Consider the following 15370-nt stretch of genomic DNA (forward strand, 5'->3'; position numbering starts at 1 on the left):
AACTCGTCGAACAATCTGTTTTTCAAAAATAGAACAAATGCACGATATTGTCATTGGGCTGTTAATTAATAAAGTCGAATTTGGACGAGATATTCATGCCTAATAACAGATTTAACCCACTACCGATAAGTTCTTGTGTAATGCTATTTGTCCTGAGTTGTCTGAAGAAAGTGTTAGTCTTGCTGAATTACAGAAAGCGAGAAAAAAAAGAAAGGCAGAGCTACGTAATACAATCAACCAGAGAAAATCACTGGTCGAACAATTATTAGATAAACCAGCACCTCGTGTTATTTTAAAAAAAAATACACTTCCATGTGTACAGATTACAAAAAAGCCAAAATTAAAACTTTATGAAAACGAATAATACTGACTTTTTGGTGACTAAAGAGTATCGATTTTTTGAGGAATTTTGTGAGGCATGTAAGCGAGATAAGTATATTGGTATTTGCTTTGGGCCACCTGGTGTAGGAAAGACACTGTCTGCTAGGCATTATTCAAAATGGAATGAAATTGAAGCAATTGACCCATTTTCTGAAAGTTCAAAATACTGGCCTGAATTAGCTGATCGGAAAACAGTATTTTATACCGCACCAGTCTCTAATACACCTAAAAAAATTGACGATAACTTAAATGACGGATTTTTCAAGCTCAGAGCTGCCGTCTATTACAGTAATAAGTTTAAAGAAAATGAAATGGGCGAAGAAAATAGTTGCGAACTGGTTATTGTAGATGAAGCTGATCGTTTGACGTTATCCAGCCTAGAACATTTGCGGGATCGTTACGACCAAGGAAATTTTGGTCTTATTGTTATCGGGATGCCAGGTATTGAGAAAAAGATGTCTCGCTACCCCCAATTTTATTCAAGAGTTGGATTCTCCCATCCTTATAATCCCTTGTCAGAAGAAGAAATGGAGTTTGTTTTACAACACCATTGGGAAAAATTGGGGTTATCACTGAGCCTTGAAGATTTTACTGACAAAGAAGCAATGGCTAGCGTAATCCGAGTGACTGCTGGAAATTTTAGGTTAGTTAACCGTTTATTCTCACAAATACAACGTATCATGAAGGTAAACACTCTCAGCTCGATTACTAAATAAGTAGTTGATTCAGCTAGACAATGTTTGGTTGTGGGTGTTAATTAAAATGTTTGCAGGTAGTAATATAAAGTTATTTGAAGATGGACAGCGTTTATTTCTCACTACGGATGAGAGACACAAATTCAGGGAAACAATACATACACTGAGCACTCAACAGAGACTTTTTTGCAGATTACTATATTACACAGGGTGCAAAATAAACGAAGCAGTAGCATTTTTGCCAGAACATATTAATGAACAAAAAAGCAGTATATTGTTAGGTTATAAGGGGAAAATGCTATCTGAACGATATGTTCCCATACCACCTGCTTTTAGTATCGAATTAGCCATTTATTTAAAACCAAGAAACGGATTTATGCAAGATCCACAGCTATCGTTTTCTAGAACAAAAGGGTGGCGATTAATAAAAGATGTAATGAATAAATCGGGTATTCATGGAAAACAAGCGACTCCAACAGGGTTACGTCATAGCTTTGCTATATCATGTTTGGAGGTAACGCCACCCATACCGATTGAGCGTATTCAAAAATGGATGGGGCATAAAAGTAGTGACTTAACTGTTAGTTATTTGGAAGCCTTTCAACAAGATGAAGATAAAAGCCTTGAACTGCTTTGGAAACATTTTTAATGAGTTCATTTATTGGTAGATATATTAGCTCAAATAGCGATGTAACTCACACCTTCATGTGATATACAATACCAATGCAAAAAAACAACCGCATAGGTAGTATGAAACAACCTTTATCAGAAAAAGAATTAATCTACTTCTCAAAAAGAAAACTATTAGAGCGCATAACAATTCAACAACTAACTAATGGTCACTATGAAATATTTTTTACTCTTAAAAACACAGATACAAAATATTTCTTAAAAACTCAGAGAGGGGAATCCAGAACATGGGTAAGTTTAGATAGACTAACAAATCATATTAGAAGTTTTTACGAACCCATAGATAACATTTTATTAAAACTAAAAAAAGAAATTAAATATGAAAAAAAACACTAGTAAAACAAACAAACCAAATATTTTTCTCTTAACATCACTTTTTGCTCTAGCTCTTATGCCTGAAGTGGCATTTGCAGCATCAAACCCAATCCTAAATGGTTTAAATTGGTTAAGGGATTTATTAAACTCAACCTTGGCAACCAGTGTTGCTATCGTAGCAATTACAGTGCTAGGTTATATGGCATTTGCAGGACGTTTAGCAGGTGATATTGTTCTCCGTTTCATTGTGGGTATCATTCTTGTTTTTGGCGGTGCAAGAATTGTAGCTCTTATAACTGGCAGCTTGTAATGAGTGATCCCTTATTTGTAGGATTAACCAGACCCTCAATTGTATTGGGGATTCCATCCGATGCATTTAAGTTTCTAATGGTTTTTTCATCCATCATTTTTGTTGGATGGAAAAGCCTTTGGTCTATTACTATTTTTCCTGTTTTATATATTCCCGTTTATTTAATATGTCTTAAAGACCCTAATACATTTTACTTATTATGGTTATGGCTTAAAACTAAAGGACAATCAACATTCAGAAAAAAATATTTTTCTGGAACGGCTTCTATTTTTACTCCAACCCGACGAAGAGGTATCTAAATGGTTTCCTCAGCTGAACATATACAAGGAATGGATAAAGACTCCTTACGTTGGGAAAATCCAGCGTCTAACTATATTCCATATTCTGCACAGATTGACGACATAACAATAAAATGCAAATCACGCGATTTAGTTAGAATTATTAAACTTGAAGGTGTTGCACATGAAGCGGCAGATGCTGAGGATATTACACTCTGGAAAGATCAACTTAATAATTTACTTAAAAACATTGCTAAACCAAATATATGTATTTGGACAAACACAGTTAGGCGAGAAATAAAGCAATTTCCCAAAGGGAATTTTAAACAAGATTTTGATAAAAAACTAAATGAAAAGTACAGAGAGTCAACTCAAAGCTCAAAAACATTCATTAACGAACTTTATTTATCCATTGTTTACAGGCCAGAAGCAAGTAAAGTATCAAGCATTTTTTCCAAGCTAGAAAGTGTAGAAAATAGCACTTTAAGGCAAAATGAACATCTTGAAAACTTTACAGATATTACCTCTTATATTTTAAGTTCTTTAGCGATTTATAAACCGAGAATGCTAGGTGTTTACACTAGAAATGATAAGCTTTGTTCTGAAGCATTAGAATTTTTTGATTACCTTTTAAATGGCACTTGGATTCCTAGGTATTTACCACATGCACCTATTTATACAACCTTAGTAAGATCAAGAGTATTTTTTGGATCGGAAGCATTTGAAGTAAGAACCGTTTCTGAAAAAAGGCTAGGTGCAATATTGGGAGTTTTAGAATACCCAGAAGAAACCGATGCAGGTATAGTAAATTCTTTGTTATCAGCTCCATTTTCTTTTGTTTTAAGCCAGTCTTTCGCGTTTATATCTCGCCCTGTAGCGATTAGTCTTTTAAGTAAAAATCAAAGAACAATGATACAAGATGGCGATTTAGCAACTAGTCAAATTGATGAAATCAGTGATGCTTTAGATGATGTAGTTTCAGGCCGTATTGTCTTTGGACATCATCATCTAAATCTAACTATTTTTGCTGATAAACCAGATCAATTAAGAAAAAATTTAGCAGCAGCACAAGCTGAACTAGCTGATAGTGGTATCGTTGTCGCCAGAGAAGATTTAGCATTGACAGCCGCATTTTGGGCACAACTCCCAGCTAATACAGAATTTCGTCCCAGACCCGCTTTAATCAGCTCAAAAAACTTTGCTGGCTTTTCATCATTCCACAATTACCCAACAGGTCATATAGACGGGAATCAATGGGGTGATGCTGTCACTATGTTTAAAACAACATCAGGCGCACCTTATTATTTTAATTTTCATGAAGCTCTTGATAGCAGAAAAGAAGTTATTAAAAGAGAGGGTATTGAATCTAAAAACAAAGATACAAGCGGACAAAAAGCATTAGGTAACACTTTGATTATAGGGCCATCTGGAACAGGTAAAACAGTTGTTCAAGGTTTTTTGATGTCTCAAAGTCAAAAGTACAACCCTACTCAAGTGGTTTTTGATAAAGACCGAGGATTAGAGATTTTTATACGAGCAAAAGGTGGTGTTTATCTCCCGTTGGAAAAAGGAAAAAATACAGGATTTAACCCTTTTCAATTAGATGACTCTGAAAGTAATATCCATTTCCTCGTTTCGCTCGTTAAAAAACTCTGCAAAGGTGAAATATCTAATATAGATGAAAAAGAAATTGATTTTGCAGTAAGAGGGGTAATGACCCTATCAAAACCTTCGAGAAAATTATCAGCCTGTCTTGATTATCTTGACCCTAAATCTGAAACAGGAGCTTATGAAAGATTACAAAAATGGTGCTATGACAGCTCATTAAGCTGGGTATTTGATAATGATACCGATGAACTTTCATTTAGTAAAAGTAAATCTTTTGGTTTTGATGTAACAGATTTTATTGATGATGATGAAATTAGAACCCCCGTTGTAATGTACCTATTTCATAGAATAGAAGAATTAGTCGATGGAAAACCATTACAAATATTTTTAGATGAATTTTGGAAATTACTCTTAGATAAATATTTTGAAGATTTTGCACTGAATAAACAAAAAGTTATCCGTAAACAAAACGGAATTATGGTCTATGGTACTCAATCAGCATCAGACGTTTTAAAGTCTCCGATTGCCCCCGCATTAATAGAACAATGTTCAACCTTTATCTTTATGCCAAACCCTAAAGCAAGAGAAAAAGATTATGTTGATGGCTTCCATTTAACAAAAAGAGAGTTTGATTTAATTAAAAAAGAATTACTTCCAAGCTCAAGAAAATTCTTAATTAAAAAAGGTAATGAAAGCGTTGTAGCAGAATTAAATTTAAAAGGTTTTGATGATGAACTGGCAATTATCTCAGGTACAACAGAAAATGTTTTATTAGTGTCAGGAATCATTAATGAAGTTGGTAATAACCCTGATAACTGGGTTCCCATTTTTCACGAAAGGAGAGTATAAATGAATCTATTAAAAGTTATATTTCTACTAAGTATAGCAAGTGTTACCACGCACAGTAATGCGGGTATTCCAACAATTGACGCGACAAACCTTGTCCAAGCAATATTACAGGTTACTAATGCTGTAAAACAGGTAAACAGCTTGGTAGAACAAGTTAATACAGCAAAAGATCAACTATCAACAGCATCAGATACACTTAATAGCATGAAGGGTGCTAGAGGTATGGGAGGAGTCCTTTCTAGTGCTTACGACCCTAGTATGGCAGTAAATACAAATAGCATTCTATCTAGTAATGGTCTATCAAACGCAAGTACACTAGGTGTTGCAGGAGCAACTGGAGCTTTATATGATGCCGCCAACAATCTTTCAGCTAAATACTTAGGACAAACAGGAAAAACACTCCAACAATCTCAAACAAGATTTTCTGAGATTATGAAACTTGTTGCTAAAGTAAATAATGCCCCAGAACAGAAAGACATTTTAGACCTTCAGGCAAGAATTGGAGCTGAAAGCGCAATGCTACAAAATGAAATAATTAAACTTGCTGCGCTACGCGCACAAAATGAAGCTAATGCAACAATGATGCAACGTAAACGCGAACAAATGCATTTGCAATTTTCTGGAACCTCTAACGATCTTCACTTATAAATCTATTATGAAAAATATTTTAATAATTACGATACTAATTAGTTTATCAGGCTGTTTTGAAACAGAAGAAACTCATACCGTTGATTTTTTTCTAAAAAACAAAACATTAATGAACGAAACCCTAACAAAATGTGATAACAACGTGGGCGAATTAGGTGAAACGCCCAATTGTAAAAATGCTTATATGGCATTAAATAAAAGCACAAGCGGAACATCTAGTGACTTACATCTATAGAGAATAAAAATGGCTTCCACTCTTTTTCAGGATATGTTTACTACTGTTGATACAGCATTAATAAACCACGTAGCAAATGGTAGTAGCAATCTTATTGCCTTATTAACCCCCATATTTAATAGTATGTTCATAATCTGGATTACTATATGGGGTTATATGGCTATGATGGGACGAATTGAAGGCCTATTGCAAGATAGCTTTTTCCGAATGTTAAGAATAACTTTTATTATTATGCTGGGGCTAACCTCTGCTCAATATAATGCAGTGATTGTGACTTTTTTACAGCAAGCCCCTGAAACTATTGCATCAGCAATAATAGGAGCACCAACAGCAGGGATTACAGCAACATTAGATGATGCTACTACGAAAATATTTAATAGTGGCATAAATGCTTGGAACAGAGGGGGGTTATCTAATCTTAGTCAGCTAATTATAGCTTTATTAATATTTGGCTTTGGTGGGGTTTTAATCATTCTTTTAGCATCTCTAATATTAATGAGTAAAGTAAGTATGACTCTACTTTTAGCAATCGGTCCATTATTCATTATCTCAACTTTATTTCAATCGACACAAAGATTTTTTGACTCTTGGATAGGAATTATAATGAATTCCGCATTTATATTAATAATAGCGGCTTCTCTTGGGTCAACATTTTTAACAATTGCAAACAATTTTGCCACAGGAAGAGTAAACCCTACTATGTCCGATGCTTTTGCTTTTTTCTTATTGTTTTCAATGATGATATTTTTTGTTAAACAAATACCAGGCATTGCAGCAGCTCTTGGTGGAGGATTTGCTCTATCTGCTCAAGGTGCAATGAGAGGAATGGTTGATAAAATTAAAGGTGCTGCAAATACAGTGGACAGACTACCACGCCACTTTAGAAATACAAAAAACGCTCTTAATCAAGGTAATAGATTAACTACAAAGGCGGCAAATTTAGGTGTAAATGCAACTAAACATGCTTATCAACGGACTTTTAGAAAAAACACCATTTCTAATTAACTTAAAAACTCATGTAATATTTATATTTACATGAGTTTTTTTCCCCCTTAATAAAATCAATATATAGTATAATGATAATTTTATAGGATTAATACTTTATGAGCAAATTAATTAAATTACTTTTTATTTATCTCTGTTTTTCTATGATGTATGGTTGTGCTACACCGCAAGCTAAACACTGTTCAGAAATAAATGATGTCATTCGTCCAATTAATAAAGGAATGGTTGAAATAGATGAAGAATAGCGAGAACAAAGAAGACAAAATCAAAAGTAACTATTTTGAAGAAGTCAAAGAATGGGATATAAACCTTAATCATAATTTAAAAAAATCTGAAAGACGTGCTTGGTGGGTTGCAACTGGGGCATCTATTATTGCGCTAGTTTCTGTCGTAGCTGTCGTAGCTTTAACTCCTTTAAAATCAATAGAACCTTTTGTTATTCGGGTGGATAACAACACTGGGTATGTTGATGTAATATCCGTCCTTGCTGAAACGGATGGAACTATAAAAGAAGGTGCTCAAGAATTGCTTGATAAATATTTTCTTGCAAAATATATAGAGCATCGAGAAGGTTATCATTTTAATACTAGCGATCTTGATAGAAAAATAACAGCTCTTTTATCATCAATAGATATTCAGCTTGAATACGCAGACTATACAGACCCAAATAAGAACGCTAATGCTCCTGTTTTAGTTTATGAGAGATCAGCAGAGGTAAAAATAGGGACACCTTTAATTAGTTTTATAAATACTGAAACTTATAAAGAAGAAAAGCGTGTTACAGCATTAGTTAGATATACCAAACAGGTTGAAAAAGAGGGTGAATTAAGCCCTTTAACTTATTGGGCTTCAACTATAACTTTTGTTTATAGGTCTACACCCATGGCGGTGGAAGATAGAATTATTAACCCTTTAGGCTTTCAAGTTATTTCTTTTCGCAACGATCAGGAGGCTCCAAATGGGTAAAATAATTATTTTTATAATGGCCTTTATTTTTTCTGGTCAAGCCTTTTCTATAGAGATTCCACACCGTGGTAAACACGATAAAAGAATTAGGTTTGTAGACTATAAAAGTGATGAGGTTGTTAAACTTGTTAGTCATTACGGCTACTCAACACATGTTGAGTTTAACACCAACGAAACAATTACGAACATAGCATTAGGTGATAAAAAAGCATGGGATGTAGGCCCAATTGACAACCACCTTTTTATTAAAGCTATAGGAAATAAAGCACTTACAAACATGACTGTTTTAACCAATCGTAGAACATATAATTTTGTTTTATATGCTCACAAGTCAAGAAGAGGGGCTAAGTCAAATGACATGATGTTTCAAATAAAGTTCCGCTATCCAGAAGATGAATTACACAAAGCTAAAGCACTCTCAGATGCTCAAAAACTGAGAGAAAAACTTGAAAAAGGAGATAGAGAAGGATTAGCTAAAAACTGGGATTTTTGGGCGAAAGGTAGTAAAAAAATCACACCTAATATCGCTTATGATGACGGTAGATTTACTTATTTCAGCTTTGATAGCAACAAAGATATGCCAGCTATTTATATTAGCAATAAACCAGAAAATTTAGAGGAAGATACAGATGATGTTGAATTAGAAAGCTTAGTTAATTCTCATATTGATCCTAATCATAAAAATACAATTGTTGTTCATAAACTAGCAGGTCATTTTGTTTTAAGGCTTGGACGACATGTTGTTTGTGTTTTTAATAAAGGCTATAAAAGAAGGCAAACAATAAGTAATAAAAATGCAACAACAATTAAAAATGTAAAACGTGTAATTAAGGGAAAACGATGAACAATCATGATGAATCATTTCTGAATGAAGAAGATGCTGATAGAGGACTACCTTCTATTACTCGTGAATCATCAGGTTTAATGAATAAAGTTGTTCCAATATTATTAGGTCTAGTTGCATTAATAGCAGTTAACGGTGGCTTTGATTCAGCAGAAGATTCTAGTAATAATAATTTATCTACACCGAATAAAGAAGTTAGAAATTTAATAGGTGCGGCTCCTCTCCCCCCTCCCCCTCCAAAAATAGTTATTCCTGTAATGCCTGAGCCAATTATCACAACAATGGTTCCACCACCTCCACCCAGTATAAACAATGGTGAAAAGGTGATGACACCAGAAGAAAGAAAACGCTTAGAAGGTATGTTCGTAAAATCTATATCAAATGGAAGAGTTAACACTTCACATTCAGGATCACAATTAACAGACCTCGAAGCGGCACAAGCTCAAGCTAAATTAGCATTAGGTGATTTTGGAGAAGCAGAGAGAGCAGACGGACTGAATGCAAAATTAACCCCTGCACGTTTAGAGGGATCAAGAGCAACCCTTTTGATTGATAGAAATATGTTTGTTACTAAAGGATCATTTCTTGATTGTGTGTTAGAGACAGCTATTAGCTCCGACTTGGCAGGAATGACAAGCTGTAGATTAACAAGGGATGTTTACAGTACCAGCGGTAAAGTTCTATTGATTGAACGAGGCTCTAAAATTGTCGGTGAATATCAAAGTGGAATGCAAAAAGGAAAAGCACGAATATTTGTTTTATGGTCAAGAATAGAAACCCCAACAGGCGTTATTGTTAAGCTGGATTCAGCAGGAACAGGTGCATTAGGGCGTTCTGGACATTCTGGGTTTATTGATACCCATTTCTGGGAGCGTTTTGGTAGTGCTATTTTGTTAAGTTTAATTGATGATGTTGGTAATTTTCTATCTAATCAAGCCAGCGGTGATAATAATATTAGTTTTGGTAGTACAGGTGACGCGGCAGAAAATTCAGCAACTATTGCTCTAAAAGATTCAATTGGTATACCTCCAACACTAATAAAACACCAAGGTGATCACATTAATATCATTGTTGCCAGAGATTTAGATTTTAGGAGCGTCTATGCACTCAAAACAACCCACTAAGTTACCCCTTAGAAACTCTGTACCTTTGCTTGAGAACTTAAACATTCTCAAGCCTTTTTTAAATAACTCTGAAAATACAGAAATTGTTATTAATAAACCCTATGAAGTACTAACTGAAAGTTATAATGGTTGGAAATACCATTCTGTACCTGAGTTAAGTTTTCGTGCTTGCATGAATATAGCAAAACTAACAGCAACTTATACGAAACAAAGCTTAGATGAGCGTCATCCTATTATTTCAGGAACATTACCCGATGGTGAGAGAGTACAAATAGTAATACCTCCCGTGACTTTACAAGGGCAAGTAAGTATTACTATTAGAAAGCCATCAAGTATTAGCTTTACGCTAAATGATTATCATGAACAAGGTCTTTTCTCTGATTGTTCAGTTGATAAAAGTGGTTTGCTAAAAGAAGACGAAGACCTTTTAACATTGTTAAAAAAAAGAGATTTTGTTAATTTTTTTAAATTGGCTGTTTCTTCTCAAAAAAACATTATTATTTCAGGTTCAACAGGATCAGGAAAAACAACATTCTGTAAATCGTTACTTAACCTTGTACCTGAAAATGAAAGGCTTATTAGTATTGAAAATGTGGATGAATTAAAGATTTACGAAACCCATCCAAATAGTACGAGCCTTTTTTATTCAGCGGGAGGACAGGGTGTTTCTCCTATTACACAACAAGAACTTCTTGAAAGTAGTCTAAGAATGAAGCCTGATAGAATCTTTGTTGCTGAATTAATTAGAGGTGATGAAGCTTTTTATTATCTTAGAAATGTTAATAGTGGACATCCTGGCAGTATTACAACATTACATGCAAATAGCACCCGTTTAGCTTTTGAACAATTAGTTCTTTTTATTAAAGAATCCAATGCGGGTAATACGCTAGGTCGTGAAGATATAAAGCAATTACTTTATATGTGTGTTGATATTATTGTTCAAATAAAAAATATCAAAGGCAATAGAAGGATTACAGAAGTTTATTTTGACCCGATAAAAAAACTCAATGCTCAAGTCGATTAAAATTGTTACTCTATTTTTATTAATTATTCTATTAATACTTGGTTTTGCTTGGATTAGTGGATATGTCTTTCTTTTTCTAGGTAAATTAAATACCCAAAATACAGATATATTCACTATCTATACTTACTGGGTTTTCTATAGTGAAGACCCACATACTAAAGAGCTTTTAACAACAGCATTATTTGCTGGCTTTCTTACTTTATCAGTACCGTTTATTTTATTCTTTTATACTTCAGATAATCGCAAACTTTTTGGGGATGCAAGCTGGGCTAATACTAATGAAATTAGTAAGTCAGGGCTATTTTCAGAAGATGGTATTATTGTTGGAAAATACAGTAGTTTCTTTGGGTTAAGCGATAAATTACTAATTCTTCCTGATTCGCTTCATGTTTTACTAGCAGCTCCAACAAGGAGTGGTAAAGGTATCAGTACCGTTATTCCTAATTGTTTAGCGTGGAAAGACAGTATGGTTGTTCTAGATATAAAACAAGAAAACTGGAATATAACCGCTGGCTATAGAGCTAAACATGGACAGCAATGTTTTTTGCTGAATTTAGCACCTAGAGATTATAAAACACATCGCTGGAACCCTCTCCACTATATTAGCTCAGACCCTTCTTTTAGAATTAATGATATTCAAAAAATAGGGCAAATGTTTTTCCCAACCAACACCCATGAAGCTCCTATCTGGCAGTCTTCTTCAAGATCATTATGGTTAGGTTTAGTTCTATTTTTAATTGAAATGGAATACTCTGTTACATTGGGAGAAGTGTTAAGACAGTTAGTAATGGGAGATAAAAGGCTTTCAAAAATTATTGATGAAAAACAAAAATCAGATAGCCCTCTATCTGAACAATGCTATTTAACTCTTTGGGAATATTTAGATACTCCTGAAAAAACAAGAGGGTCAATCCGTAAAGGTTTTATATCTAGTCTTGAGCTTTTTTATAATCCCGTTATTGATGCGGCTACTTCTGGAAATGATTTTGATTTAAGGGATATTAGAAAAAATAAAATATCTATTTATATTGGTATTTCCCCTGATGACCTAGAAAGGTTAGCCCCATTAATTAATCTTTTTTTTCAACAATTAATAGACTTGAATACAAGAGAATTACCTGAGCATAACCCTGAATTAAAACATAAATGTCTTTTACTAATGGATGAATTTACCTCAATAGGTAAAATACCAATACTCTCTAAAGGCATTGCCTATATTGCTGGTTATGGTCTTAGACTACTTCCTATTATCCAGTCACCAGCTCAAATTAGATCAGTTTATGGACATGATGATGCCGAATCTTTTATTGATAACCATGCTTTAAATATTGTTTTTGCTCCAAAAAATATAAAAGTAGCCAAAGAAATATCTGAAACATTAGGAACAATGACTACATCTAATAAATCAAAAGGAAAATCAAGACCTTCTGATTTTTTTGGTAAGGCCTCGCGCTCTGAAAACATTAGTGAACATGGACGATCTTTATTGCTTCCCCAAGAGGTTATGCAATTAAAACAGAATCAGCAAATTATTCTTCTTGAGAATATGCCACCAATTAAGTGTGAAAAAATAAAATGGTATAGCGACCCTTTATTCAAACACAGAGGCAACCAAAGAGATAAAATAAATTTCACACCACCTAAAGTTCCAAAAATAAAAATCAATACTAATAATTCAACTATTGAATTTAGCCCTATTAATCTACCTGATAATAAAACAACTTCTTTAGTAGAAAGACCTATCACATTAAAAGATATTGAAAATATTGATAACCTTGACTTAGATGATTTTAGTTGTGATTTTTCAAGTATTGAAATTCCACAAGGAGAAATTTCAGATGAAGAAATGAGCGATCTTGCTGAATCATTCTTATCAACATTTTCAAACTAAAAAAGGAAACAATAATAATGTCAAAACTAAATGAATACAAAGAAGATAATAAAAAACCATTAGGAACTTTAACTGATAGGGAAATTAGAGAACAAAAAAATGAAACAAATGTTGATTTAATAAATCACCATGAAAATAAAACTTTAAAAATGCCTTTACGAGATATTATTGAAAGCACTGGTTTTATACAGCCGTCAAAAGAAGAATTACAACTTGAAGAAAAAGCGAGTTCTTTACAAAAAGAAAATTTAAAAAGAACAGAAAAAAGTGAACAAGAAAGTAAAAGTAAAATTTATGCTAGTAATGAAACTGTAGTAACTAAAAAATTTGATGAAGAAGTAAATAATGCTGTTAATGAAGAGCAAAATTCAGTTGAATCCCCATCTAAGATAAAAGACAAAAAAAACATTAACGTAGTACCTAAAAATATTGCTAATGAATATAATGAAATTAATGGTAAATATTTTCTTAAAAATGCCCCTGATACTTTAGCTTTTGTTGATAAAGGACAAAAAATACAAGCTAAACTAAGTAATATAAAAATAGCAAAATCCTTAGTATCTATTGCAGAAGAAAGAAATTGGACGGAACTAAAAGTAACAGGTACTAAAGAATTTAAACATAATGTATGGCTTGAAGCATCACAAAGAGGTGTAACAGTTAAAGGATATAAGCCAAGCGAATCTGACCTTGCAGAGCTTAATCAAAAAACAGCTAATAAACTTAATGAAATAGCTAATGACGAAACAAAAATTAAAGATAGAAAATTAAGTGATAGTGATAAACTTTCTGCTAAAAAAATAGCTCCACATAGTAATACTTTGGGAATTAAGGCAGATTTAATTAAAGATAAATCGCAAGAACCTGACGATCTTGTAAAAGATCATCCAGACTTAGTTAATGAAGTTTCTGCTATCAAAATAGCCGAAAAATTCAGTCAGGATAAATTTAGCAGTGACGTTGATAGAGAACGATTTGTAAATGAAGTTCGAAATAACATAGCAAATAATCTTGAAAAAGGCCAACAAAATATAGCAGTTAAGATTAATGAACAACAAAAAGAACAGGAAGAAAGTCATGAAATCTAGTCAAATAAATCAACTAAAAAAAAAATTAATCTCTATTCAAGATAATCCTTCTGTTCCCGTTGATCTAACCGAAGAAGAAGCTAAATACTTATCTGCTATAGAAGATAACAGCATAAGTATGGAAGATGCTCTTGCTTCTCATGGGTTTGAGATTAATCTTAAAGATCAAATAAACAAAAATAAACAGCATAAAGTAAAACCTAAAATTATTATTCAAGATGCAGAAAAATTAGCATCCCAAGGTGATATTTTGGAGCCTCCTGCTTCTATTTACATGAGTAAAATTAATGATTGATAAGAATTTGGCTAAAAAAAAATCTCTTAATTTTATAGAAAAATATCCATCATTAAGTGATATTCAAATAAGAGTTGGAACTAAAAATGAATTTTTTGGTGCTAAAGCTAATCAAGTTGGGGAGTTTTCAGGTGCATTTTATCCAAAAAGTAAAATAGTTCTGGTTAATACCGATGATATAGAAAGTAATTCTGGACTTGAAAAAACATTACGACATGAGTTGATAGGTCATGCTGGCATCAACACAACTAGCCCCGAAGAAAAAAAAGAATTACTCACTGCAATTACAAATAGTGATGATCCAAAAATAAAAGAGCTAAAAAACAAAGTTGATTGGTTATATCCAAACTCAACAAAACTAGAACAAGCAGAAGAGGTTTTTGCAAAAATATCAGAAACCCCTCAACAAATAACATCACCTAGAGCTAAAATAAATTCAGATAATATTAGCTATAAAGAGTTAAGCAATATTGTTGGTTTGATTGAAAAAGGATTAATGGAAGGAACACGAGTACAAAAAACCTTCCCAGAATCAGAACAGTCTCAATTTCAAATAACTACTGTAAAAGAGCATAATTATGAAACAGTAGCAAAAAAAATAATTGAACAACTAGAACAGGGTACAGCGCCTTGGCAAAAGCCTTGGAAAGAAGGTGTTGGACTTATGCCCCATAACCCAACTACTAACGCAAGATATAAAGGTATTAACTCGATCTATCTTGCAGCTCAAGGTAGAGAAGACCCAAGGTGGATGACTTATAAACAAGCTCAATCTATTAAAGCACAAGTAAAAAAAGGTGAAAAAGGAACACGCATTGAATATTATAAATTTGATGAAGAGAAAATTAAGCGTGATGAAAATAATAAACCTGTTCTTGATGGCAATGGTAATAAAATTAAAGTAAAAGTAAAATTGGATAGACCTAAAGTTTTTTCTGCATCTGTTTTTAACGCAGAACAAATAGAAGGGTTGCCAAAAAGGGAAGTAACTAAAATCACCAGGCGCGCCATGCTACCTCACGAAATTTTGGGACTCCTGTCGCCATAATTCATTCGCCTACGCAGCGAATGGGAGATGCCCTGGCCGCCCTGCGTCCGTCTCAACTACGCACAAAACCTTGAAG

19 protein-coding genes and 1 pseudogene are annotated in these 15370 nt (G+C 33.4%); all 20 read left to right on the top strand.

What is annotated here, in order from left to right; all coding sequences use genetic code 11:
* Positions 1 to 103, top strand: a pseudogene (locus BTHERMOSOX_RS12060) (IS1 family transposase); the annotation flags it as partial.
* Between the two features lie 54 nt (positions 104 to 157).
* Positions 158 to 364, top strand: a complete 207-nt coding sequence (locus tag BTHERMOSOX_RS05930; protein WP_138120196.1) for a hypothetical protein — start codon at positions 158 to 160, stop codon at positions 362 to 364.
* Entirely contained in the window at positions 351 to 1097 is a 747-nt protein-coding gene (locus BTHERMOSOX_RS05935) for an AAA family ATPase (RefSeq protein ID WP_138120197.1), read from the top strand. Before BTHERMOSOX_RS05930 ends, BTHERMOSOX_RS05935 begins: the two co-directional genes overlap by 14 nt.
* A 46-nt stretch (positions 1098 to 1143) precedes the next feature.
* Positions 1144 to 1725 (top strand): tyrosine-type recombinase/integrase, encoded by a 582-nt coding sequence (locus BTHERMOSOX_RS05940; RefSeq protein WP_138120198.1) that lies wholly within the window; start codon positions 1144 to 1146, stop codon positions 1723 to 1725.
* 101 nt (positions 1726 to 1826) lie between these two features.
* Positions 1827 to 2102: a hypothetical protein gene (locus BTHERMOSOX_RS05945; protein WP_138120199.1), complete on the top strand. Its 276-nt coding sequence runs from the start codon at positions 1827 to 1829 to the stop codon at positions 2100 to 2102.
* The gene (locus BTHERMOSOX_RS05950; protein ID WP_138120200.1) at positions 2086 to 2391 is read left to right on the top strand and encodes a TrbC/VirB2 family protein; all 306 of its coding nucleotides are present in this window, start codon (positions 2086 to 2088) and stop codon (positions 2389 to 2391) included. The genes BTHERMOSOX_RS05945 and BTHERMOSOX_RS05950 overlap by 17 nt, the downstream gene beginning before the upstream one ends.
* Positions 2391 to 2690 (top strand): VirB3 family type IV secretion system protein, encoded by a 300-nt coding sequence (locus BTHERMOSOX_RS05955; protein WP_138120201.1) that lies wholly within the window; start codon positions 2391 to 2393, stop codon positions 2688 to 2690. The genes BTHERMOSOX_RS05950 and BTHERMOSOX_RS05955 overlap by 1 nt, the downstream gene beginning before the upstream one ends.
* A gap of 30 nt (positions 2691 to 2720) precedes the next feature.
* Positions 2721 to 5126, top strand: coding sequence for a VirB4 family type IV secretion/conjugal transfer ATPase (locus tag BTHERMOSOX_RS05960; protein WP_171004664.1), 2406 nt, complete (start codon positions 2721 to 2723; stop codon positions 5124 to 5126).
* Complete coding sequence (locus BTHERMOSOX_RS05965) at positions 5127 to 5774, top strand: type IV secretion system protein (protein ID WP_138120203.1); 648 nt, start codon at positions 5127 to 5129, stop codon at positions 5772 to 5774.
* 7 nt (positions 5775 to 5781) lie between these two features.
* Positions 5782 to 6009 carry an EexN family lipoprotein gene (locus BTHERMOSOX_RS05970; protein WP_138120204.1) on the top strand — a complete coding sequence of 76 codons (228 nt, stop codon included), beginning with the start codon at positions 5782 to 5784 and terminating at the stop codon, positions 6007 to 6009.
* 9 nt (positions 6010 to 6018) lie between these two features.
* The gene (locus tag BTHERMOSOX_RS05975; protein WP_138120205.1) at positions 6019 to 7014 is read left to right on the top strand and encodes a TrbL/VirB6 family protein; all 996 of its coding nucleotides are present in this window, start codon (positions 6019 to 6021) and stop codon (positions 7012 to 7014) included.
* 98 nt (positions 7015 to 7112) lie between these two features.
* Positions 7113 to 7259 (top strand): hypothetical protein, encoded by a 147-nt coding sequence (locus BTHERMOSOX_RS05980; protein ID WP_171004666.1) that lies wholly within the window; start codon positions 7113 to 7115, stop codon positions 7257 to 7259.
* Positions 7249 to 7980, top strand: coding sequence for a VirB8 family type IV secretion system protein (locus BTHERMOSOX_RS05985; RefSeq protein WP_138120206.1), 732 nt, complete (start codon positions 7249 to 7251; stop codon positions 7978 to 7980). Before BTHERMOSOX_RS05980 ends, BTHERMOSOX_RS05985 begins: the two co-directional genes overlap by 11 nt.
* The gene (virB9, locus tag BTHERMOSOX_RS05990) at positions 7973 to 8824 is read left to right on the top strand and encodes a P-type conjugative transfer protein VirB9 (protein ID WP_138120207.1); all 852 of its coding nucleotides are present in this window, start codon (positions 7973 to 7975) and stop codon (positions 8822 to 8824) included. Before BTHERMOSOX_RS05985 ends, virB9 begins: the two co-directional genes overlap by 8 nt.
* Complete coding sequence (gene virB10, locus BTHERMOSOX_RS05995) at positions 8821 to 9948, top strand: type IV secretion system protein VirB10 (protein ID WP_138120208.1); 1128 nt, start codon at positions 8821 to 8823, stop codon at positions 9946 to 9948. The genes virB9 and virB10 overlap by 4 nt, the downstream gene beginning before the upstream one ends.
* A complete protein-coding gene (gene virB11, locus BTHERMOSOX_RS06000; RefSeq protein ID WP_138120209.1) occupies positions 9926 to 10972 on the top strand; it encodes a P-type DNA transfer ATPase VirB11 in 1047 nt (348 codons plus the stop codon). The genes virB10 and virB11 overlap by 23 nt, the downstream gene beginning before the upstream one ends.
* Positions 10956 to 12863 (top strand): type IV secretory system conjugative DNA transfer family protein, encoded by a 1908-nt coding sequence (locus tag BTHERMOSOX_RS06005; RefSeq protein WP_138120210.1) that lies wholly within the window; start codon positions 10956 to 10958, stop codon positions 12861 to 12863. Before virB11 ends, BTHERMOSOX_RS06005 begins: the two co-directional genes overlap by 17 nt.
* Positions 12864 to 12880: 17 nt before the next feature.
* On the top strand, positions 12881 to 13951 hold the full coding sequence (locus BTHERMOSOX_RS06010; RefSeq protein ID WP_138120211.1) for an LPD7 domain-containing protein: 1071 nt from the start codon (positions 12881 to 12883) through the stop codon (positions 13949 to 13951).
* Positions 13941 to 14246 carry a hypothetical protein gene (locus tag BTHERMOSOX_RS06015; protein WP_138120212.1) on the top strand — a complete coding sequence of 102 codons (306 nt, stop codon included), beginning with the start codon at positions 13941 to 13943 and terminating at the stop codon, positions 14244 to 14246. The genes BTHERMOSOX_RS06010 and BTHERMOSOX_RS06015 overlap by 11 nt, the downstream gene beginning before the upstream one ends.
* Positions 14239 to 15294 (top strand): ArdC-like ssDNA-binding domain-containing protein, encoded by a 1056-nt coding sequence (locus BTHERMOSOX_RS11775; RefSeq protein WP_249360619.1) that lies wholly within the window; start codon positions 14239 to 14241, stop codon positions 15292 to 15294. The genes BTHERMOSOX_RS06015 and BTHERMOSOX_RS11775 overlap by 8 nt, the downstream gene beginning before the upstream one ends.
* The last annotated feature ends 76 nt before the right edge of the window (positions 15295 to 15370 follow it).

Source organism: Bathymodiolus heckerae thiotrophic gill symbiont (assembly GCF_900128515.1).
Taxonomy (GTDB): domain Bacteria; phylum Pseudomonadota; class Gammaproteobacteria; order PS1; family Pseudothioglobaceae; genus Thioglobus_A.